We start from the raw sequence: 21,204 nt of genomic DNA on the forward strand, positions 1-21,204 counted from the left end.
GGCCCCCTACGCTGACCTCGCCATGACGACCCTCTCGCCGCTGCTGGAGAAGTTCCGCGTCCACCTGGAGGACGAGAAGGGGTCGTCACCGCACACGGTGCGCAACTACCTGGTCGACCTGGTGGACTACGAGCGCTACCTCGTCGAGCGGATGAAGCTCTCGCTCCTGGCCGGCTCCCACGCCGCCATTCGCGGCTACCTGGGCACGCTGAGCGTGGACCATGCCCCCGCGAGCCGCGCCCGTCGGCTCGCGTCCATCAAGTCCTTCTACAAGTACCTGGTGCGGCAGAAGCTCCTGCCCGCGAGCCCCGCGAAGCTGGTGAAGAGCCCCAAGTTGCCCAAGGCGTTGCCCAAGGTCCTGCCGGTGGAGGAGGTCTTCGCGCTCCTGGACGTGCATGACTTGAAGACGGTGCTCGGGCTGCGCGACAAGGCCATCCTGGAGCTGCTCTACGGCGGCGGGCTTCGCATCAGCGAGCTGTGTGACTTGGACCTGCTCGCCGTGGACCGGAGCGGGCGCATCGTCCGGGTCATGGGCAAGGGCAGCAAGGAGCGCCTCGTCCCCGTCAACGCGCAGGCCATCCGCTCGCTGGAGGCATACCTCGCCCGGCGCGGGGAGCTGCTGGCGGAGCCGAAACCCAGCCAGGCGCCAGAGGCCATCTTCCTCAACTTCCGTGGGGGACGGCTGACGCCTCGGAGCATCCGCCGACACCTGGACGCGCACGTGCTGAAGTGCGCGCTGGCGCGCAAGGTGAGTCCACACGCGCTGCGTCACTCCTTCGCCACGCACCTGCTCGGAGGGGGCGCGGACATCCGCAGCATCCAGGAGCTGCTGGGCCACGCGAGTCTGTCCACCACGCAGCGGTATACCCACGTCAGCTGGGAGCAGCTCCAGCAGGTCTACGACGCGGCCCATCCCCGGGCGTGAGGGTGCGCCTCGCCGCTCCCTGGCGCGAGGAAACGGTGCGGGAGCGGACAGGCAGGCGGTGTTCCTTGGAAACGCGGGGCGCGGCTTGTTAAACCCGCTCCATGTTCCACGGAACCACCATCCTCTGTGTGCGGCGTGACGGGAAGGTCGCCATCGCCAGCGACGGGCAGGTCTCCCTCGACAAGACGGTGATGAAGAACACGGCGAAGAAGGTTCGCAAGCTGGGCGAGGGCCAGGTGCTCGCCGGCTTCGCGGGCAGCACCGCCGATGCCTTCACCCTCTTCGAGCGCTTCGAGGGCAAGCTCAAGGAGCACCAGAAGAACATGGCGCGCGCCTGCGTGGAGCTGGGCAAGGACTGGCGCACCGACAGGTTCCTTCGTCGGCTGGAGGCGCTGCTCGTCGTCGCGGACAAGGACAAGACGTTCATCCTCTCCGGGGCGGGTGACGTGATTGAGCCGGACTACGGCATCGCCGCGGTGGGCAGCGGAGGCCCGTATGCGCTCGCCGCCGCGCGCGCGCTCATGGCGCACACGCAGATGCCCGCGCGGGACGTGGCGCGGGAGTCGCTCTCCATCGCCGGCGAAATCGACATCTACACCAACGCCAACATCTCCCTCGAAGAGCTCTAGGAGCCCCCCGTGGCCGAATCGCGAAAGCCGTCCGCCTTCACGCCTCGCGAGGTGGTGAGCGAGCTGGACCGTTACATCGTCGGGCAGAACGCCGCCAAGCGCGCGGTGGCCATCGCCCTGCGCAACCGGTGGCGCCGTCAGCAGGTCAATGACGACCTGCGCGACGAAATCCATCCGAAGAACATCATCATGATTGGACCCACCGGCGTGGGGAAGACGGAGATTGCCCGCCGGCTGGCGAAGCTCGCGCAGGCGCCCTTCGTGAAGGTGGAGGCCTCCAAGTTCACCGAGGTCGGCTACGTGGGCCGCGACGTGGAGTCGATGATTCGCGACCTCGTCGAGAACGCCATCTCCCTGGTGCGCGAGGAGGAGACGGAGAAGGTCCGCCCCCGCGCCGAGGAGCTGGCCGAGGACCGGCTGATGGAGCTGCTCCACAGTGGCGGCTCCCGTCCTCCTCCGCCCCCGCCGCCGCCCTTCGGCTTCTCGCCGCCTCCGCCGCCTCCTCCCGCGCCACAGCGCCTGGGAGACACCGAGCGGGAGAAGCTCCGCGCCCAGCTGCGCGCGGGAACGCTCGATGACCAGTTCGTGGACGTGGAGACGAGCGACAGCGGGCAGACGTTCATGCGCGGCTTCTCCGGCCAGGGCATGGAGGAGATTGGCGTCAACCTGCAGGACCTCTTCAAGAACATGCCGGGCATGAGCAAGACGCGCCGACGTCGCGTGCGCGTGCCGGAGGCGCTCCAACTGCTGCGTCAGGAAGAGGCCCAGAAGCTGGTGGACCCGGACCGCGTGCAGCGCGAGGCCGTGGTGCGCGCCGAGTCGAGCGGCATCGTCTTCATCGACGAAATCGACAAGATCGCCAGCCGCGAGGGCGCCAAGGGCAGCAGCGGCCCGGACGTCTCGCGCGAGGGTGTGCAGCGAGACATCCTCCCCATCGTCGAGGGCTCCACTGTCAACACCAAGTACGGCATGGTGAAGACGGACCACATGCTCTTCATCGCGGCGGGCGCGTTCCACGTCTCCAAGCCCAGCGACCTGATTCCCGAGCTGCAGGGGCGCTTCCCCATCCGCGTGGAGCTGGAGGCGCTCTCCGGTGACGACCTCATCCGCATCCTCCGCGAGCCGAAGAACTCCCTCCTGCGCCAGTACACCGCGCTCCTCCACACCGAGGGTGTGCGCCTGTCCTTCACCGACGACGCGGTGACGGAGCTGGCGCGCATCGCCCAGCAGGCGAACGAGCGCACGCAGAACATCGGTGCTCGCCGCCTGCACACCGTGCTGGAGCGACTGCTCGACGAGGTGTCCTTCTCCGCCAGTGAGCTGGGGCCCCGCGACTTCCAGGTGGACGGCAATTATGTGCGTGAGCGCCTGAGTTCCATCGTCCAGGACGAGGACCTGTCGCGCTACATCCTCTAGCGCGGTATATGGCGCGCTCGCAGCCGTTCCCCCACCACCAAGGAAGGTAGACACCCTTGCCGCAGCCCGTGCCCTCCGCCGCCGCCTCGACTTCCAACGACACCCTCATCTCCAAGGCCAAGAGCCACCTGCTGCAGAACTACAAGCAGCAGCCCATCGTCCTGGTCAAAGGTCGGGGTACGCGCGTGTGGGACGCGGACGGTCGTGAGTATCTGGACCTCATCGGCGGCGTGGCGACGTGCGCGCTCGGACACTGTCATCCGGACCTGGTGGCGGCGGCGCACGCGCAGCTGGACTCGCTGTGGCACGTGTCGAACGCGTTCTACTCGCAGCCGCAGATCGACCTGGCGGCGCAGCTGTGTGAGTGGAGTGGGTTCGAGCGCGCCTTCTTCTGCAACTCCGGCGCGGAGGCCAACGAGGCGCTGCTGAAGCTGGCCCGCAAGGTGATGAAGGACCGGGGCACCCCGGAGCGCTACGAGGTCATCACCTTCGAGCGCAGCTTCCACGGCCGCACCCTGGCCACCGTCACGGCCACGGGACAGCCGAAGTACCACGCGGGCTTCGAGCCGCTGCCGGCCGGCTTCCACCACGTGCCGTACGGTGACCTGGAGGCGGTCCGCCGCGCCGTGGGTCCGGCCACCGCCGCCATCCTGGTGGAGCCCATCCAGGGGGAGGGAGGGGTGCGTCTGGCCCCCGAGGGCTTCCTCAAGGGGCTGCGCGCGTTGTGCGACGAGAAGGGCCTGTTGCTCCTCGTCGACGAAATCCAGACGGGCATGGGCCGCACCGGCATCCCCTTCGGCTTCATGCGCGAGGGCATCCGGCCGGACGCCATCAGCATGGCGAAGGCGCTGGGCAATGGTCTGCCCATTGGCGCCATGTTGTGCCGCGAGGACGTGGGCGCGAGCCTGTCCCCGGGCAGCCACGGCTCGACGTTCGGCGGCAACCTGGTGGCCGCCGCCGCCGCCAACGCCGCCCTCAAGGTCATCCGCCAGCCGGGCTTCCTGGACGAAGTGACGGCCAAGGGTGCGTACTTCCTGGGCCGGCTGCGGGAAATCCAGGGCAAGTTGCCCCCGGGTCGCGTCGTCGAGGTCCGAGGACAGGGCCTGCTGGTGGGCCTGGAAGTGGACCGGGAGGCGCCCCAGGTGCTCGCCAGGCTGCGCGAGGCCGGGGTGCTGGGCAACGCGGCGGGTGACCGGACGGTCCGTTTCGCCCCTCCGTTCACTGTCACCCGGGAGGAGTTGGATCAGAGCCTCGCCATCATCGAGCGGGTGCTCATGGCCCTCTGAGGCCGATTTTCCGCCGGATGGAGCCTGGGAGGGGGCACTGGGTGTTTGACGCCCCGCGTCCCCCAAACCTAGGCTCGACCTTTCGGCAACCCATTCGTGGACCGTCCTGTGAGCGCGCCAAATACGATTGTCGGCCTGGGGGCCCGGACGGACCACATCGCCACGGTGCCCAATCTGGACTTCGCTCGCCTCCAGCTCTCGTCGGAGGAAGCGTCTGTCCTGTCGCTCGTCGGCAGGGTGGAGCGCATCGACCAGGTGTTGTCACGCTCTACCCTGGGTGAAGCACGCACCATCGCCGTGCTGCTCGCCCTGCGGGCCAAGGGGGCCATCGTCCCCGCGCGCGTGGTGCAGAAGAACCAGCCGGCTCCCGCGGTGGACGCCGCGCTGGCCGAGGAAGTGGACCTGGAGCCGGAGCGGAAGAAGGAGATCATCGACCTGGAGCGGGCGCTGGACGGGTTGGATCACTTCGCCGTCCTCGGATTGCGCCCCGGTGCTCCGGCCGCCGAGGTGAAGCAGGCGTACTACAACGCGTCCCGCCGCTATCACCCGGACCGCTACTTCGGAAAGAACCTGGGCAGCTTCCGCGCGCGCATGGAGCGCATCTTCCGGAGGCTCACGGACGCCCACAACATCCTCACCCAGCAGGACAAGCGGGACGCGTACCTCAAGGCACACCCGGCGCTCGCGACGGCTTCCGTGGCCGCCGCGACCCCCGCGCCCGTGCCCGTGCCGGTGATGGATCCCACCCAGGAGCTGATGCCCTTCGCTCCCACGCCGCGCCCGGCGCGCCTCTCGTCCCCGCTGCAGGCGTCCGCCCCGTCGACGCCACCTCCGGTGCAGGACGCGGAGTCGGAGGCACGCAGGGCGGAGCGGCAGGCGCGGCTCGCTCGGCACCCGTACATGGCGCGCAACGTGCGGCTGTCGGAGCTGGTGGCGCGCGGCAAGGCGGCCATCGCCCGAGGCGACTGGGAGCGGGCCTACCAGGACTTCCACCAGGTCCAGACGTTGGACCCGAAGAACCGCGAGGTGACGACGCTGCTGACGGAGGCGCGCCGCCGCCACGACGAACAGCGTGGGGCCATCGAGTTGGCGCGCGGGCGGGAACTGGAGCAGCACGGCGATACCGTGGGGGCGCTCGCGGCCTATCGGCTGGCGTATTCCCTGGATGGGCAGAACCCGGAGGCCGCCTTCCGTGCGGCCAGACTGGGACTCCAGCAGGGCCAGGACGTGGGCGAGGTTCGCTCCCTGGCACAGCGTGCCGTGGACCTTCAGGGAGGGCGAATCGAGCACCATTTGTTGCTGGGACGGGTGCTCGCCGACGCGGGATCGAAGAAACTGGCCAAGCGGGTCTTCGAAGATGCAGCGAAGTTGGATCCGGACAATGCCGAGGCCAAGGCGGCGCTCAAGAAGCTGCGCTGGACGTTCTAGGATGAGCACGCTCTCTCATGGCTGATCCCGAACCCCTCATAGGCATCGACCTGGGGACGACGAACAGCATCGTCGCCACCGTCCAGGACGGGCAGCCCGTCGTCATCAAGAACCGCACGGGCCAGGCGCTCACGCCGTCGGTCATCGCCGTGTCCAAGAACGGCAAGCGACTGGTGGGTGGCATCGCCAAGCGTCAGGCCATCACCAACCCGCAGGAGACGGTGTACGCGGCCAAGCGGCTCATCGGCCGGAAGTTCTCCTCGCACGAGGTGCAGGACGCGCTGCGCTCGTTGCCCTACGAGGTGGTGCCGGGGCAGCACGATGACCTGCGCATCCGCATGGGCGGCAAGGACATGTCGGTTCCGGAGATCAGCGCCATGATCCTCCAGGAGCTGAAGGCGGACGCGGAAGCGCACTTCGGCAGGCCGGTGAGCAAGGCCGTCGTCACGGTGCCGGCGTACTTCAACGACGCCCAACGGCAGGCCACCAAGGACGCGGGGCGCATCGCCGGGTTGGACGTGCTGCGCATCATCAACGAGCCCACCGCGGCGGCGCTGGCGTATGGCTTCAGCCGCACCGTGAATGGCCGCGTGGCCGTGTTGGACCTGGGCGGCGGCACGTTCGACGTGTCGGTGCTGGAGATCAACCAGGGTGTCTTCGACGTGGTGGGCACCGGCGGCGACACGTACCTGGGGGGCGAGGACTGGGACAACCGCATCATCGAGTGGCTCGTCTTCGGCTTCGCGAAGGAGCACGGCATCGACCTGCGCAAGGACCGCATGGCGTTGCAGCGGCTCAAGGACGCGGCGGAGAAGGCGAAGGTGGAGCTGTCGAGCGTGAAGGAGACGCAGCTCAACCTTCCGTTCATCAGCACGCCTCCCGGTGGCGGCGCCGCGCTGCACCTGCAGGCCGCGTTGTCCCGCGAGAAGCTGGATGACCTGACGGCGGACCTGGCCGAGCGCGTGGTGGGCATCACCACGGAGGTGCTGGGCGAGGCGGGTGTGCGGGCCTCGGAGCTGAAGGAAGTCATCCTCGTCGGTGGCATGTCGCGCATGCCCAAGATTGTCGAGGCGGTGCGCGGCTACTTCCGCCGTGAGCCGTGCAAGGGCGTGCATCCGGACGAGGTGGTGGCGCTGGGCGCCGCGGTGCAGGCGCACGCGCTGGTGGCGCAGGAGGGCGAGCTGCTGCTCCTGGACGTCACGCCGCAGAGCCTGGGGGTGGCCATCGCCGGCGGCTACGTGCGGCGCATCATCCCGAAGAACACGACGGTGCCCACGTCGGCCACGGAGGTCTTCGCGACGTCGAAGGACTTCCAGCGGCTGGTGAAGATCATGGTGCTCCAGGGCGAGCACGAGCTGGCGCACCAGAACGAGCTGCTGGGCGAGTTCGTCCTCACCGGTCTGCGCGAGGCACCTCGGGGGCAGGTGGAAATCGAGGTGACGTTCGACATCAACGCGGAGGGCATCGTCTCCGTCTCCGCGCGCGACAGGGAGACGGGCCTGCGCCAGTCCATCACCGTCACCGCGTCCAGTGGACTCACCGAGGAAGAGCTCAAGCGCATCATGGACGAACAGCGCGGCTACCTCATGGCCGCGCGCATCTCCGAGGAACTCAAGGTCAAGCGCATGGAGCTGGACTCGCTCGCGCGCGACGTCATGGATGCGCTGACGCGAGCGAGGCTGTTGCCCGGGGGTGGTGGGCTTCCCGCCGACGCGGTGCCTCGCGCGGAGCAGGTGCTGGAACATGCGCGGCAGGTCCGCGCGGGTGAGGACGTGGGGGCGCTGGGCCGCGCGTGTGAGCTGCTCACGGGATGTCTGACCCAGCTCAAGGGCCCGTCACGCAGTGGCATGGGGCGATAGATGAGCACCCAGCGCGCCAACCAGCTCGTCGAGGCGGGACTGTGGCTGCGCCTGAGTGGCGACGCCCAGGGTGCGCAGAAGCTGTTCGAGCGGGCGCTCGTGCTGGACCCCGACAATGTCCGGGCGCGCGAATCCCTGGCCGCGCTGGAGACCCCATTCGGACGGAGTAGCCCGTTCGCGGGGGCATCGGCGGATGCGTCCACGCGAGGCACGCCGCTGCCCTCGCTGGATGGCGACTGGGGCGCGTGGGCCGAAGGCGAGGGCCATCCGCTGGACGAAGAGGACGAGGAGCGTTCTCCCAGCGTGCTGATTCCAGAGGGCGACGGACCTCCACCGGGAGGTGACGTGCTGGACCTGCTCTCGCGCGATGAGCCCACCACGCAGGAGTACGGCGTCCCCGAGGGTGACACGGACGAGTTCGGTGTCCCCGTCACGGAGAGCGAGCTGGAGCGGTTGCTGCGCGGCGCGGCCGACCTGCTGGAGCTGGATGACCACTCGGGCGCGGTGGACCTGTTGTTCAAGGCGCAGGAGCTGGCGCCGGGAGACCCGCGCGTGGATGTGCTGCTCATCCGCAGCGAGCGCATGCTGATGGCCATGCTGGAGTCGAAGCTGGGCGACCTGGGCCGTGTGCCCCGCGTGCGTCTCCAGCCGGACGACATCATCTGGCTCAGCCTGGACCACCGCGCGGGCTTCGTGCTCGCGCAGATTGATGGCGCCGTGACGTTCGAGGACCTCTTCTCGCTGTCCGGGATGACGCGGCTGGATACCGCCCGCATCCTCGCCCAGCTCCTCGACGAAGGCGTCATCGCCGCCGCCTGACCTCCCTCGAAGCCGGGTCCACGCAGGCGCGCCTTTTTCAGGTCGATTGACAGGGTCCTGTCATGATGACAGGTTGTTTCTTGTTTGCGCGTGAGTCGAGGCCACTCCTGGGCCCGCGTCGCGCGGGAGGCACACACCCATGAAGCATGACGCCAGCATTCCGGCGCTGCCCTGTGTCGCGCTCGAACCGACGCTCGAGTTCTATGGGCTGCTGGGCTTCGAGGTGACGTACCAGCAGCGCCTGCCGAATCCCTACGCGGCGACGCGGCGTGGAGGGGCCCAGCTCCACTTCTTTGGCGTGAAGGGGTTGGACCCGCTGGCGGCCTATAGCTGCTGTCTCATCATCGTCGACGAAGTCGAGGAGCTGCACGAAGGCTTCGCGGCGGCCCTGCGAAAGACCTACGGCAAGGTGCCCGTGCGAGGCGTGCCGAGAATCACCCGGATGAAGAAGGGGCAGACACGCTTCACCGTCGTCGACCCGTCCGGCAACAGCGTGATGTTCGTCCGTCGCGACGAGCCTGGTGGCTACGGTGACGACGAGGACGACTCCGCCACGCTGTTGGGCAAGGCGCTGAAGACCGCCCGGAGGCTGCGTGACTTCAAGAGTGACGACGCGACGGCCGCGAAGGTCCTCGACGCCGCGCTGAAGAAGCCCGATGCCGGCACGCCGCTGGAGCGAGCGCGGGCGCTGGTGGCTCGTGCCGAGCTGGCCGTGGCGCTGGCGGACCTGCCACGCGCGAATCAATCGCTCCGCGAATTCGACGCCCTGGTGCTCCCGGCTTCGGAGCGGGCGTCGCTCGAGGCGGACAGGGCCGCGGTCGACACCCTCATGCGCACCCAGGAGTAGGGCGGGCCCGGGGGCAATGACCCCGAGCCCACGTGCCACGGCTACGCGCGGACGACGCCCGTCCAGACGCCCTTCACCACGACGTCGCCGCGCTGGTTGCGCGACTCCGTGCTGACGACGACGAACTCCTTGCCGGCCTTCACGTAGATGTTCTCGATGCGGCCCGTGGTCGTCATCACGTCGCCGGGGCGCATGACGTCCAGGAACTCCAGCTCCTGTTCACCGTGCACCAGCATCAGCAGATTCACGCCCAGCTCCGGGTCCGCGACGGCCGCGCCGAACGGGCGGATGGCGAAGACGACGGCGAAGCTGGGGAACGCAATCAGGTCGCCGTACGGGCCCTGCTTCGCGGCGGTGTCGTCGTAGAGGAGGGGACTGACGTGCTCAGGCGGCTCGCCCGGTGTGCCGGCGGCGGGATGCGCGCCTCCCACGGCCAGGGTGAACTCGCGCAGCTTCTCCGCGCCAATCGTGTACGTGTACGGGCCGTATTCCCGGCCGATGAAGCGCTTGTCGATGGCCATGGCGACTATCCGATGGAGGCTTCGACGACGGCGCCCTTGAGGACGGCCTCGCCGCGCTGGTTGGTGGCGGTGACTTCCGTGGTGAGCCGGTCCGCTTCGATGGCGGTGACCTTGCCTTCGAACGTCACGACGTCCTCGGGACGAACAGGGCGAGAGAAGCGCACCTTCACCTTGCGGATGCGGCCCGGGTCTCCCACGAAGACGGCGACGGCTTCCACCGCCCAGCCCAGCGTGCAGAGCCCCTGCAAGATGACGCCGTCGAGGCCGGCCACCTTGCCGACCTCCGGGTCGATGTGGATGGGATTGAAGTCCCCGGATGCGCCCGCGTAGTAGATCGGCCGGTACAGGTCGCACTCGCGGACGTGCGTGAAGGTATCGCCTACCTGGAAGGTGCGTGCCATGAGGCCCCCTGATTTAGCACGGAGGCCCCGCTCGCTCACCCCGTCGCGGAGCCCTGGTCCAACGGGTCATCCACTTCAGAGCCTTCTCGGCGCTTGCGGTACTGCTCGCGCACATACGCCACCAACTGGTCCAGGTACGAGGACAGGGGAGGGCAACGCACGCCCGTGCCGTCCAAGAGCTCCAGCGTGTTGTGACAGTTGTAGATGGCCAGATGGTTCACATAGCTGATGGCCGCGCGCTGCGGCCGGGCCAGCTTCTCCAGCACCGGCAGCCGCAGCATGACGTCCGCCGCGCGCGCCGACAGGTTGAAGCGCGGCAGCTTCTTGTTCGCCTTCTCCGCGATGAGCTCGTACACGCGCCGTGCGCTCATCGGGTTCGGGTCCACCAGGTGGAACGTGCGGCCCGCGGCGCGAGGGTCCTTCGACAAGCGCCACACCGCCTCCACCACGTAGTCCACTGGCACCACGTTGAGCGGCGCCACGCCGTTGCCGGGCAGGGGCAGCGGCACGACCAGCGGCGACGTGACGAGCAGGATGCCCAGGTAGTAGGGCCCCTCGAACTTGTCGATCTCCCCCGTGCGCGAATCGCCCACCACGCTGGAGGGCCGGTACACGGTGACGGGCAGGGTGGAGCTGGCGCGCATCACCAACCGCTCGGCCTGGAACTTCGTCTCCTCGTAGGGATTGCGGAAGCCCTGGCCGCGGTCCAGCTCGTCCTCGGCGATGACGCCCACGCGGTCGCCGGACACGTAGCAGGTGGAGAAGTGGTTGAAGCGCGCCAGGTGCTCGCAGTCGCGCGCGAGCTCCAGCATGTTGCGCGTGCCGTCCACATTCACGCGCCACGCGGTGTCCTTGGCCACGCCCAGCTGCGCCACCGCCGCCAGGTGGAAGATGTCCGTCACCCGCTCGCACAGGCGCTGGTACTCCTCGCCCGACAGGCCCAGGTGCATGTCCACCACGTCACCGGTGAGCAGCTCCACCGTGGCGCCCTTCAGCTTGGACGCGTGCTTCTGCGCTTCCTTGAGCGCCTTGGGCTGCACCAGCGCGTAGACGTGCCCTTTCGGGTCCTCCCGCGCGATGTGCTCCACCAGCCGCTTGCCGATGAACCCCGGATAGCCGGTGATGAAATACGTCCCAGCACCGGTCTTCTTGCGCGTCTCGCTCATTGCGCGCGGAGCATACTCGCCCGTCAGCCGCGCGCGAGCATGGCGCGCCAGACCGACTCCACTTGCTCCCGGGTGGATGACAGGTCCTGGCTGTTGTCGATGACCCACGTCGCGTGGACCCGCTTGCCGTCCAGGGGGAGCTGGGCGGCCAGCCGAGCCTCGGCGGCCGTCGCATCCAGCCCGTCACGCGCCATCAGCCGTGCTTTTTGCAGGTCCCGGGGCACCCACACCAGCGCCACCCCCTCCATCCACTCGTGCATCCCGGCCTCGATCAGCAGCGGGACGTCGTAGATGACACGCTCCACGCCCCGAGCCGTCAGCGCCTCGAGCTTCTCCATGAAGGCCTCGCGAACGCGAGGGTGGGTGATGGCGTTGAGGGCGGCGCGCTCCGTGTCGTTGCCGAACACGTGCGCGCCCAGCTTCGCTCGGTCCAGGCGGCCGTCGGGGCCCACCACGCCAGGGAAGCGCTCCGCGATGGCGGCGAGGCCCGGCGTGCCCGGCTCGACGACTTCGCGGGCGAGCACGTCCGCGTCGAGCACCTCCGCGCCCAGCTCCCGGAGCATCCGGGTGACGGTGCTCTTTCCGGAACCGATGCCGCCCGTCAGTCCGAAGACGTGCATCCGCGGGCCTACTTCGCGGCCTTCTGCGTGGTGAAGGTGAACGACTGCACCGTCTTGCCGTCCTCGTTGAAGAAGATGGCCAGCCCCAGCTTCGGGTAGAGGAAGTAGGTGCGGAAGTCGTCCGTCAGCTTGCGCTGGTAGCACGGCGAGGAGGGCACGGGGCCGGAGGGGCAGGCGGGGCCGTAGCTCGTCTCGATGGTCTCCTTGTCGATGACGGGCCCGGGGAAGACGTCGATGCGCTCGATGAGTCCCGTGCCGGGGTCCACCTTGAACTGCGCCTGGCTGGTGCCCTTGATGGCCTCCTTGCCGAGGTAGGCGATGGTCTCCTTGCCGTCCTGGCTGACGGTGCGCGAGGGCTCGCCGAACTTCTTGACGACCTCGTCCTTCTTGGTGACGCCGGGCTCCACGCCCTGCCACGGCTTGGCGACAGCGGGGAAGGCGACGGCAATCACGGCGAGCGCAATCAAGGTCCTCATCACGACTTCCTCCCTAATGGAAAGGGCGGGCGGGGCTCAAGCGCTGCCCTCTCTTTTCAACGGACGATTCCGACGGGCATTCAACCACGAGACGCCTTGCCCCGTCCGGGGGGGTCTGCTACTTCGCGAGCCATGCGCGCTCCTGGCTCCAGGATTCTTTCCGTCCTCCTGCTGGCCCTCTGTGGCGCGGCCGGGGCGGCTGATTTCGTCGGCGCTGACAGTTGCAAGGGCTGCCACCCGGAGGCCTACGAGGCGTGGATGCAGTCCAAACACGCCCGGGCGGTGAGCTCCCTCTCCGAGCAGCAGCAGAAGGACGGCCGCTGCCTGTCGTGCCACTCACCGGACCAGGTGGCGCAGACGCAGGCCAGTGTGAGCTGCGAGACATGTCACGGCGGCGGCCAGTACTACTCGCCCGAGTACGTGATGAAGGACCCGGAGCTGGCGCGCCTGGTGGGGTTGGTGGACCCGTCCGAGAAGCAGTGCCGCTCCTGCCACGACGCCTCCTCGCCCTCCTTGCGGCCGTTCGACTTCAAGGAGTCGCTCAAGGCCATTGACCACTGGTCGGCCGAACGCGCCCGTCGCGCGGCCCGGACCGAGGCCCCGGCCACTCCCCCCTCCACCGCGAAGAAATAGTCGATTGATCAAGATTCTGGACGCCCGTTTCGTCGTCACCGCGGTGGAGCCCAAGGGCTACCCGCAGGGACATACCGCCGAGGTGGCCTTCGTTGGCCGCTCCAACGTTGGTAAGTCCTCCATGATCAACACCCTCACCGGCCGCAAGAAGCTGGTGCGCGTGTCGAACACCCCGGGCCGTACCCGGACGCTCAACTTCTTCGACGTGGACCTGGAGCGCGGCACCTTCCGCCACCAGGTGCGCCTGTGTGACTTGCCGGGCTACGGCTTCGCCCGCGCGAGCAAGGCGGACAAGGCCCAGTGGGAGCAGATGATCACCACCTACCTCGAGAAGCGGCATCGGCTCGAAGTGGTGGTGAGCATCATCGACGCGGAGGTCGGCCCGACGCCGGACGACCTGGCCACGCTCGATTATCTGCAATCCCACAAGCGCAAGGTGCTGGTGGTGGCCACGAAGATCGACCGGCTCACCAAGGCCAAGACGCTGCCCCGGCTCCAGGAGCTGTCGCGTCAGCTGGACCTGCCCATGGAGGCGATTCTTCCGTTCTCCTCGACGGAGCGGCGGGGCGTGGACGAGGTCTGGGGCGCGCTCCTGGACACCTTCGGCAAGGCCTCGCGCGTTTGAGCCCAGGCTCCGGTACCCCGGGGCTCCATCGTCTAACCCGCTTCAGCATAGTCCGTTAAGGCAGCCCCCTCGGAGAGGTCATTCGCCCCACTCCGAGCGCGGTTAACTGACATACCTGAAGCGGGTTAGTCGCCGCTCTCCGTGGCGTTCCCCTCCCGACGAGGGAGGCGCTGTGGTAGGCACGGCGCCGTGTCCTCCGAGAACGGCAAGGGTAATGGCAGGGATTCGCAGCTCGCCCTGCGCGAGTTGCAGCAGCAGTTGATGAGGCTGTCACCCCGGAGGCGCATGGACGCGCTTCTGGAGGGAGCGGATGCACAGGCGTTGGTGCGCGCCCTGCCTCCGGAGAGCCTCTACGTCACCATCCAGGAAGTGGGGCTCGAGGACGCGACGGAGCTGGTGCAGCTCGCGTCGCCCGGCCAGTTCCGCGCCTTCGTGGACCTGGGCGCGTGGAAGCGCGACAAGCTGGACTCGCACGCCGTGCTGACGTGGCTGCGCGCCGCGCGCGGCGGCTTCGATGACACCCCGGAGTTCCTGCGCAAGCTGCACGCGGTGGACATGGAGGTGCTCGAGTACCTGCTGCACGAACTGGTCGCCGTGCATGACCTGGAGGAGAACCCGGACGTCAACCCGCAGGGGGTGACGCTGGAGACTCCGGAGGGTCGCTACCTGGTCGAAATCAAGGCCGAGGGCGCGGAGATGTCCGCGGTGCGCGCGCTCGTCACCGACCTCATCGCGGAGAACCCCTTCGAGGCCGTGCGCCTGCTGGAGGCCGTGCGCTGGGAGGTTCCCGCCGAGCTGGAGGAGACGGCCTTCCAGTTCCGCAAGGCGCGTCTGCTCGATTTGGGCTTCCCGACGCTGGAGGACGCGATGGCCCTCTTCAGCCGCGTGGACGTTCCGTCGCGTCGGCCCTCGAGTACGTCAACCCCGGCGGCGCTGACGGCGTCCCAGGGCCACGTGGACTACCTGGCGGCGGCGTTCCGGGGACTGACGGAGGTCGAACGTCAGAACGCGGAGGACGAACTGGCGGGCGTGGCCAACGCGGCGTTGGTGGCGGAGCTCGCGGACCCCGGCGACCTGGACGCCGTGCGCCGGGTCGGCGAGATGGTGCGGGACTACCTCTCGCTCGGGCTGGAGCACCTGACGGGGGCGGACCCCTCGCAGGCCACCGAGGTGCTGCGCGACACGCCCCTGCGGCGCATCTTCCAGACGGGCTTCACGCTGACGCTCCAGCTCAAGTTCCGCGCGGACCGGCTGGCGAAGTCGCCGGGAGCGGTGGTGGACGGCGTGCTGCTGGTGCTGCCGGAGGAGGCCGCCGCGCTGGAGGCGCTGCGCCGCAAGCGGCCCCGTCGCGCGCTGAAGGTGGAGGGCGCGGAGCCGGTGCCGTTCCGCTCGCTGCGCGAAGTCGCCGCCAGCGAGGCCGTGCTGGCGCGCGCGGAGGCCCAGGTGGAGGTCTTCCGGGGCGTGCTGGGTGGCACGCCGGAGTCCGCGCTCGAGGCGGTGGCCCGCTTCGGTGTTCCGTTGGAGACACTTGGCGTGGAGCGCCTCTTCGCCGCCGTGGTCGCCATGGCGGTGCTGGAGGCCCGGCCGGACGCCCGCCCGGTGCCGCTGGGCCGCACGGTGGAGCTGGGCCAGCGCCTCTTCGAGGGCACCCCCCAGGCCCCGCGCCTGCTCGACTCCGCCTCCGTGCGCGCCCTGTCGGGCCTGGAGGGCGCGGTGGCCCCGGAGGCTCGCGCGGAGCTGCGCCGCATGGTGGGTGTGACGCTCACGCGGCTGTTGTCGGAGCTGGGCGCGGCGTGGCTGGAGGACGCGAAGTGGAGTCCCGTCGCGTCCGAAGTCCTGCCCATGGAGAGCCACCCGGTGCCGTAGCTTTTTCAGTCCGGGAGGGTCTCCGGGCATCCGGGGGCCTTCCGGCCTGTGGAGATCCGGGCCTTTGCGAGCCCGGACCCTGGCACGCCCTCTGCTACTGCGTGGCGCACGCGAAGGTGTACGCGCGTGAACTGCCAGAGGAGGAGGGACATGGTGCCGGGAGAGCAGGGGCAGCGCCGTGACGTGTGGGCCTTCTATGCGCTGACCGCATTCGCCGCGGTGATGTACGCGGTGCCGGGTGAGTGGATCCCCGTGCTGGCGCCGCTTCGGTTGGCGCTGCTGACGTCAGTGGTGGCCGCGGGGTTGATGGTGATTCGGAGGTTGGGGCGCGCGGAGCCGCTCTACCTGGATGGCGCGCGGGGCTGGGGGCTCATCGGCTTCTCCTGCCTGGCGGTGCTGTCCGTGTCGTGGGCGGTGAACGCGGAGGTGGCCCGCTACACGGGCATGGAGCTGTTGAAGCTGACGGCCATCTACCTCACCGTCGTCAACGTCATCTCCAATGGGCGCAGGCTCGCCGTCGTGTGCGGGTCCATTGTCCTGGCCTCCGTGGTGACGTCCATTGGCGTCATCAACTGGTACGTGGTGGGGGAGAATCTGGTGGAGGGCTTCCGCGCGCGCTGGGTGGGCGTGTACGCGGACCCGAACCACATGGCCATGAACCTGGTGCTGGTGGTGCCGCTCGCGGTGGCCTTCGTGGCCCGCAAGGGCTCGCCCTGGGTGTGGCGGGTGGCGTGTCTGCTGGCGGCGGTGCTGGCGGTGGTGGCCATCGTCCTGTCGCACTCGCGCGGTGGCTTCATCGGCCTGTCCGTCGCCATGGGCCTGTGGGCCTTCCGTGAGAAGCGCCGCATCCAGGCCATCGTCGTGGGCGCGCTCTTCGTGATGGGCCTGCTCGTCTTCGCGCCGGAGAGCTTCTGGGCCCGCAACGAGACGGTGGCGGCCTTCCACGAGGATGCGTCCGCGATGGGCCGCGTCTACGCGTGGCAGGTGGCCAGCCGCATCAGCCTGGACCGGCCGCTGCTGGGGGTGGGCGCGGGCAGCTTCCGCTACGCGTGGGCGGAGTACGCGCCTCCAGAAGCGCGGCGCGCGTACGTGGCGCACAACATCTTCCTGGACGTCGTGGGAGAGCTGGGCTGGGTGGGCCTGGCGCTCTTCATGATGTTCGCGGGAGGCGCATCCGGAGGCGCCTTCACCGCATCACGCAGTCGAGAGGTGGGCTGGATTGCACGGGCGCTGTCCGCGTCCGTGGCGGGCTACCTGACGTGTGACTTGTTCTCCGGATACATCCTCTCCGCTCACTGCTACGTGCTCTTCGGCCTGGCTGCCGCGGCGCACCGCATCGCCCGCGCGGCGGAGGTGACGGAGACGGTGGGCATCCCGGACGGACAGGCGCCTGTCGGGCCCGTGGGGGCGTGGGAGGGGTCGGGACATGCGGCGTGAGGACGTGAAGATGGGGGCCAGGCCACTGCGCCTGGTGCAGTTCACCCGGTCGTTCCACATTGGCGGCACGGAGGTGCAGGTGCTGGAGCTGCTGCGGGGCCTTCCCCCCAGCTACCAGCTCCAGGTCTCCGTACTGGAGGACGCGGGGCCGTTGATGGGCGCGGTGTGGAAGCTGGGCTACGTGGCGGAGACGTTTCCCCTGAAGGGCTCCGTCGCGCAGGCCAACACCGCGTACCAGGTGATGCGCATGGCCCGGTGGCTGAAGACCAATCGCGTGGACCTGGTCCACGTGCATGACTTCTACTCCACGCTCATCGCCGTGCCGGCCGCGAAGCTCGCTGGGACGAAGGTCATCGTCGGACGGTTGGACCTGTCCCACTGGCAGGGCAGCGCGCGGCGCGCGGTGCACTCGCGGCTGACGGCCATGGCGGACCACGTCGTCGCCAACGCGGAGGCCATCCGCCGGATGCTGGTGGAAGAGGAGGGCCTGCCCGCCTCCCGCGTCTCCGTCATCCACAACGGCCTGGACCTGGCCCGCTTCGACGCGCGGATGCGCGAGGGCCTCAAGTCCCCGTTGCCCGACACCGGCGACGCGCCCGTCATCGTCCACGTCGCCAACATGAACCACCCGGTGAAGCGCCAGGAGGACCTGCTGCTGGCGCTCGCCATGCTCCACCACGGAGGCACGCCGCTGCACGCCTTCCTCGTGGGCGACGGGCCCCGCCGCAAGAGCCTGGAGAAGCTGGCCGCGGAGCTGGGGGTGTCGGACACCGTGCACTTCCTGCGGCACCGCACGGACGTCGCCGCCATCTACGCGCGCGCCACCCTGGGCGTGCTGTGCTCCAGCGCGGAGGGCATGTCCAACGCCGTCATGGAGGGCATGGCCGCCGGCCTCCCCATGGTGGTGACGCGGGTGGGGGGGAACACCGACCTCGTCCGCGACGGCGAGCGCGGCCTCGTCGTCCCCGCCGAGCGCCCGGCGCAGCTCGCGCAGGCCTTCAACCAGCTGCTCTCGAGCCCGGAGAAGGCCAAGCGCATGGGCCGCGCGGCCCGGGACTTCGTCGCCCGCGAGCTGTCCCTGGAGCGGCTGATCCGCCTCCATGACGCGCTGTATCAACGCGTGGTCCACGGCCCCTGAGGGCATGTCAGACCGGCGTGGATACTTCGCGTCGTTGGCCGGCAATGGGGCGCCGGCTCGTCCGTAGGTGGGGTGTTCACACCCTACCTCGGAGCACCCTTCATGCTGCTGCCCCTCCTGGCCGTGCTGGCCTCCGCCGCCCCGACGACGCAGACCTGGAAGTTCGACACGGATGGAACTCCCCAGGTCCATCTTTCCAATGTTAATGGCGCGGTCCGCGTAGATGCGGTAGACGGGAATACTGTGGTAATCGAGGCGGTTCCGGAAAACCCCGACAATTCCCGGAAGCCGTTGGAGGTCGAAGTCACCCAGGAAGGTGACGAGGTGCGGGCGAGGGTGTGCTGTGGGCCGTGTGCGGAACGGCAGCAGTCATGCCGTGCGGACCAGGGCACGGTGCGGTTGACGGTGAAGGTGCCGCGCGCGTCGGAGCTGGAAGTGTCGGTGGTGAACGGGGCGGTGGTGGTGAAGGGCGTGACGGGGCCGCAGAAGCACGCCACCGTCAACGGCCGTGTGGAAGTGAACGGCTCGGAGCGACGTTTGTCGGTGAGTAGCGTTGAGGGAGAGGTGGTACTGGCTCCCCGGAAGCTCGAGGACACCGAAATCACGACGGTGTCGGGCAACGTCCGGCTGAAGCTGCCGGAGCGAGCGGACGCGCAGGTGGAATTCAGCTCTGTAGGGGGGAGTTTCAACGGGAGCAGCGTCGCCCTGGGTTCGCGGAAGAAGACCTATGGCGCGGGCACCCACGAGGTGGAAGTGAGCACCGTCGGTGGCTCGCTGACCGTCCAGGAATAGCTTTCGAGGCCCGTCTCCCAGTCAGACGGCCCGGGGCGCTCGCCGGTGAAACTCCAAGGCGCCGGCGAGCGCTCACTTTTTTGTCGGGCCCCTTTCGTCCCCACCACCGTGGCGCGAGACGAGGGGCCCCCGGCCGACGGGCCGCCCCCAGGGCGAGCCCCCAGGGCGAGCCCCGGCCTTCAGGAAGCGGGCGTGCCGGCGCTCCGGTGCTCCGCGCCAATGGCCTGCGTGACGCTCGTGAAGCCATCTCTCGCGAGCAGGGCGGACAGGGCGGGGAGGATGCGGCGCACCATGCCCGGCCCCTCGTAGATGAAGCCCGTGTACACCTGCACCACGGATGCTCCCGCACGCAGCTTCTCGTAGACGTCCTCGGCGGTGAAGACGCCGCCCACGCCGATGATGGGCAGCGCTCCGCCCGAGCGCTGGTACGCGCGGCGGATGACGGCGTTGGCGGCCTCCCGCACGGGAGCGCCGGACAGGCCGCCGGCCTCCTTCGCGAGCGGATGTTCGAAGGGCCGCGCCACCGTGGTGTTGGTGGCGATGAGGCCCGCGAGCTTCTGGGCGCGCACCACGTCCACCACTTCGTCCACGGCTTCGGGCGTCAGGTCCGGGGCAATCTTGAGGAACAGCGGCTTGCCCGGAGCCACGGAGGCCAGACGCTCCTGCACCGCGCCCAGGAGCGCGGAGAGCTGCTCGGGCTCCTGGAGCTTGCGAAGGCCCGGCGTGTTGGGTGACGAGGCGTTGACCACCACGTAGTCGCCCAGGGGCGCGAGCGCGTCCACGCACGCCACGTAGTCGTCCACCGCCCGCTCCAGCGGCGTGTCCTTGTTCTTGCCCACGTTGATGCCCAGCGGGCCAGGGCGCCAGTCGCGTTGGCGCAGGTGCGCCGCGGCCACGGCGGCGCCGTGGTTGTTGAAGCCCATGCGGTTGATGACGGCCTGGTGCTCCGGCAGACGGAACAAGCGGGGCGTCGGGTTGCCCGGCTGGGGACGGGGGGTGAGGGTGCCAATCTCCACGGCGGAGAAGCCGCAGGCGAACAGGCCGTCCACCGCCTCCGCGTCCTTGTCCAGGCCCGCGGCCAGGGCCACGGGGTGGGCGAAGCGCAGGCCCGCCACCTCCACGGCCAGCGCGTCGGTGCCGCCCCTCAGGGCCCGTCCCCGCAGGGACTGGCACAGCTCCTGGGAGTGCCCCAGCTCCCTCAACCCGAAGAGGCCCAGCCGGTGCGCGGGCTCCGCCGGGAGTCGGAAGAGCAGCGAGCGAGTCAGTCCGTACATGCGCGGGCTCAGGCGGGGATGAACGACGCCTGGCGGGCCCAGGCGAGCGTCTGGTCCACCTGCTCCGGCGTGAGGATGCCGTTGTTCTCCACCAGCTCGATTTCCCGGCGCATGTCCGTCTCGAGCAGGTAGGGGCCGTCGGTGTTGATGGTGAACTTCACCTTGCGGTCCCAGAAGGTGCGGATGATGTGGCGCAGCTCCTCCACGCCCTCCACCGCCTTGGTGTGCAGGTTCGACGTCGGGCACAGCTCCAGCACGATGTCGTTCTCGCGCAGCACCTTCATCGCGTTCTCGTCATAGGCCGCGCGGATGCCGTGGCCGATGCGGTGCGGCTTGAGCTTCTCCACCACGGACATGACGCCCTCGGCGCCCGTGCCCCGCGTCTCGCCGGTGTGCACCGTGCACTTGAGCCCCGCGCGCCGCGCCCGGGCGAAGAGGTCCTCGTACTGCGCGACGACCTCCGGCTTGAGCTCCATGGCGTTGGTCTCCGTGCCGGCCAGGTCGATGCCGTACACGCCGCGCGTGCGGTACTTGATGGCCTTGTCCACCAGGATGCTGTTGAGCCGGTGGTCGAACTCGCGGGCCAGACAGAAGATGAAGCCCACCTTCACGCCGTACTCGAGCACCGCCCGGTCCATGCCGCGCAGCGCCGCGTGGATGATGTGGTCCAGGTCCAGCTCGGATTGGAGGTTGCGCTTCATGGGATTGAAGCGCAGCTCAATCTGCGTCACCCGGCTGCCCCGGTATTCCTTGCCGATGATTTCGTAGACGGAGCGCTCAATCGCGCTGGGCGACGACTGAATCTTCTCCGTCCAGGTGTGGAGGATCTTCAGGTAGTCGTCCAGGCTCCCCACCTTGCCCGGACGGGAGGTGATGAGCTCCACGAAGTCGAAGTACGTCTTGACTGGGAGCTTGAAGCCTTGCTGATGGGCGATGGACCAGAGGATGTGGGGGGCCACCGAGCCGCCCACGTGGATGTGCAGGTCGATCAGTTCACGTGCCATGGCGGTATGTATGCACAGTGCCGGGCGCGCGTAAAGGATACG

The 21,204-nt window shown here is 69.0% G+C and carries 21 protein-coding genes; 14 read left to right on the forward strand and 7 right to left on the reverse strand.

What is annotated here, in order from left to right; all coding sequences use genetic code 11:
• Positions 1–22: 22 nt before the first annotated feature.
• From HUA76_RS25785 to HUA76_RS25820, 8 genes are all read left to right on the forward strand, one after another.
• The gene (locus HUA76_RS25785; RefSeq protein ID WP_141646351.1) at positions 23–925 is read left to right on the forward strand and encodes a tyrosine recombinase XerC; all 903 of its coding nucleotides are present in this window, start codon (positions 23–25) and stop codon (positions 923–925) included.
• 101 nt (positions 926–1,026) lie between these two features.
• Complete coding sequence (gene hslV / locus HUA76_RS25790) at positions 1,027–1,554, forward strand: ATP-dependent protease subunit HslV (RefSeq protein ID WP_141646352.1); 528 nt, start codon at positions 1,027–1,029, stop codon at positions 1,552–1,554.
• A 9-nt stretch (positions 1,555–1,563) separates the two neighbouring features.
• Entirely contained in the window at positions 1,564–2,970 is a 1,407-nt protein-coding gene (hslU, locus tag HUA76_RS25795) for an ATP-dependent protease ATPase subunit HslU (RefSeq protein ID WP_174462359.1), read from the forward strand.
• Between the two features lie 56 nt (positions 2,971–3,026).
• Entirely contained in the window at positions 3,027–4,256 is a 1,230-nt protein-coding gene (locus HUA76_RS25800) for an aspartate aminotransferase family protein (protein ID WP_174462360.1), read from the forward strand.
• Positions 4,257–4,364: 108 nt separating this feature from the next.
• Positions 4,365–5,684 carry a J domain-containing protein gene (locus HUA76_RS25805; protein ID WP_141646354.1) on the forward strand — a complete coding sequence of 440 codons (1,320 nt, stop codon included), beginning with the start codon at positions 4,365–4,367 and terminating at the stop codon, positions 5,682–5,684.
• A gap of 17 nt (positions 5,685–5,701) precedes the next feature.
• Positions 5,702–7,543 carry a molecular chaperone DnaK gene (gene dnaK, locus HUA76_RS25810; RefSeq protein ID WP_141646355.1) on the forward strand — a complete coding sequence of 614 codons (1,842 nt, stop codon included), beginning with the start codon at positions 5,702–5,704 and terminating at the stop codon, positions 7,541–7,543.
• The gene (locus HUA76_RS25815; RefSeq protein ID WP_141646356.1) at positions 7,544–8,362 is read left to right on the forward strand and encodes a hypothetical protein; all 819 of its coding nucleotides are present in this window, start codon (positions 7,544–7,546) and stop codon (positions 8,360–8,362) included.
• Positions 8,363–8,501: 139 nt separating this feature from the next.
• Entirely contained in the window at positions 8,502–9,209 is a 708-nt protein-coding gene (locus HUA76_RS25820; RefSeq protein ID WP_174462361.1) for a hypothetical protein, read from the forward strand.
• A gap of 41 nt (positions 9,210–9,250) precedes the next feature.
• On the opposite strand, the gene HUA76_RS25825 is transcribed toward HUA76_RS25820, so the two are convergent.
• The 5 genes from HUA76_RS25825 to HUA76_RS25845 are packed head-to-tail and all read right to left on the reverse strand — an operon-like array spanning position 9,251 to position 12,393.
• Positions 9,251–9,730, reverse strand: coding sequence for a MaoC family dehydratase N-terminal domain-containing protein (locus HUA76_RS25825; protein WP_174455224.1), 480 nt, complete (start codon positions 9,728–9,730; stop codon positions 9,251–9,253).
• 5 nt (positions 9,731–9,735) lie between these two features.
• Positions 9,736–10,131: a MaoC/PaaZ C-terminal domain-containing protein gene (locus HUA76_RS25830; RefSeq protein WP_174455225.1), complete on the reverse strand. Its 396-nt coding sequence runs from the start codon at positions 10,129–10,131 to the stop codon at positions 9,736–9,738.
• Positions 10,132–10,166: 35 nt separating this feature from the next.
• Positions 10,167–11,297 carry an SDR family oxidoreductase gene (locus tag HUA76_RS25835; protein WP_174455226.1) on the reverse strand — a complete coding sequence of 377 codons (1,131 nt, stop codon included), beginning with the start codon at positions 11,295–11,297 and terminating at the stop codon, positions 10,167–10,169.
• A 23-nt stretch (positions 11,298–11,320) separates the two neighbouring features.
• Positions 11,321–11,917, reverse strand: a complete 597-nt coding sequence (gene coaE, locus HUA76_RS25840; RefSeq protein ID WP_174455227.1) for a dephospho-CoA kinase — start codon at positions 11,915–11,917, stop codon at positions 11,321–11,323.
• 8 nt (positions 11,918–11,925) lie between these two features.
• On the reverse strand, positions 11,926–12,393 hold the full coding sequence (locus HUA76_RS25845) for a hypothetical protein (protein WP_174455228.1): 468 nt from the start codon (positions 12,391–12,393) through the stop codon (positions 11,926–11,928).
• Between the two features lie 132 nt (positions 12,394–12,525).
• Between HUA76_RS25845 and HUA76_RS25850 the strand changes: the two genes are divergently transcribed.
• The 6 genes from HUA76_RS25850 to HUA76_RS44925 all read left to right on the forward strand — a co-directional run bounded on the left by HUA76_RS25850 (position 12,526) and on the right by HUA76_RS44925 (position 18,884).
• Entirely contained in the window at positions 12,526–13,026 is a 501-nt protein-coding gene (locus HUA76_RS25850) for a cytochrome c3 family protein (RefSeq protein WP_141646362.1), read from the forward strand.
• Between the two features lie 4 nt (positions 13,027–13,030).
• Positions 13,031–13,651: a ribosome biogenesis GTP-binding protein YihA/YsxC gene (gene yihA / locus HUA76_RS25855; RefSeq protein ID WP_141646363.1), complete on the forward strand. Its 621-nt coding sequence runs from the start codon at positions 13,031–13,033 to the stop codon at positions 13,649–13,651.
• Between the two features lie 141 nt (positions 13,652–13,792).
• On the forward strand, positions 13,793–15,517 hold the full coding sequence (locus HUA76_RS25860; RefSeq protein ID WP_141646364.1) for a DUF6178 family protein: 1,725 nt from the start codon (positions 13,793–13,795) through the stop codon (positions 15,515–15,517).
• A gap of 150 nt (positions 15,518–15,667) precedes the next feature.
• Positions 15,668–16,954, forward strand: a complete 1,287-nt coding sequence (gene exoJ / locus HUA76_RS25865; RefSeq protein WP_141646365.1) for a spore coat polysaccharide polymerase ExoJ — start codon at positions 15,668–15,670, stop codon at positions 16,952–16,954.
• On the forward strand, positions 16,944–18,092 hold the full coding sequence (gene exoK / locus HUA76_RS25870; protein WP_174455229.1) for a spore coat polysaccharide biosynthesis glycosyltransferase ExoK: 1,149 nt from the start codon (positions 16,944–16,946) through the stop codon (positions 18,090–18,092). The genes exoJ and exoK overlap by 11 nt, the downstream gene beginning before the upstream one ends.
• A 102-nt stretch (positions 18,093–18,194) precedes the next feature.
• Entirely contained in the window at positions 18,195–18,884 is a 690-nt protein-coding gene (locus HUA76_RS44925; protein WP_217440170.1) for a DUF4097 family beta strand repeat-containing protein, read from the forward strand.
• 179 nt (positions 18,885–19,063) lie between these two features.
• Here the strand turns inward: HUA76_RS44925 and HUA76_RS25880 are convergent, their stop codons facing one another.
• Entirely contained in the window at positions 19,064–20,158 is a 1,095-nt protein-coding gene (locus tag HUA76_RS25880) for a quinone-dependent dihydroorotate dehydrogenase (protein ID WP_174455230.1), read from the reverse strand.
• Positions 20,159–20,166: 8 nt separating this feature from the next.
• Positions 20,167–21,162 (reverse strand): adenosine deaminase, encoded by a 996-nt coding sequence (locus HUA76_RS25885; protein WP_174455231.1) that lies wholly within the window; start codon positions 21,160–21,162, stop codon positions 20,167–20,169.
• Between the last annotated feature and the right edge of the window lie 42 nt (positions 21,163–21,204).

The sequence above is a fragment of the Myxococcus sp. CA056 genome (assembly GCF_013336715.1).
GTDB lineage: Bacteria > Myxococcota > Myxococcia > Myxococcales > Myxococcaceae > Myxococcus > Myxococcus llanfairpwllgwyngyllgogerychwyrndrobwllllantysiliogogogochensis.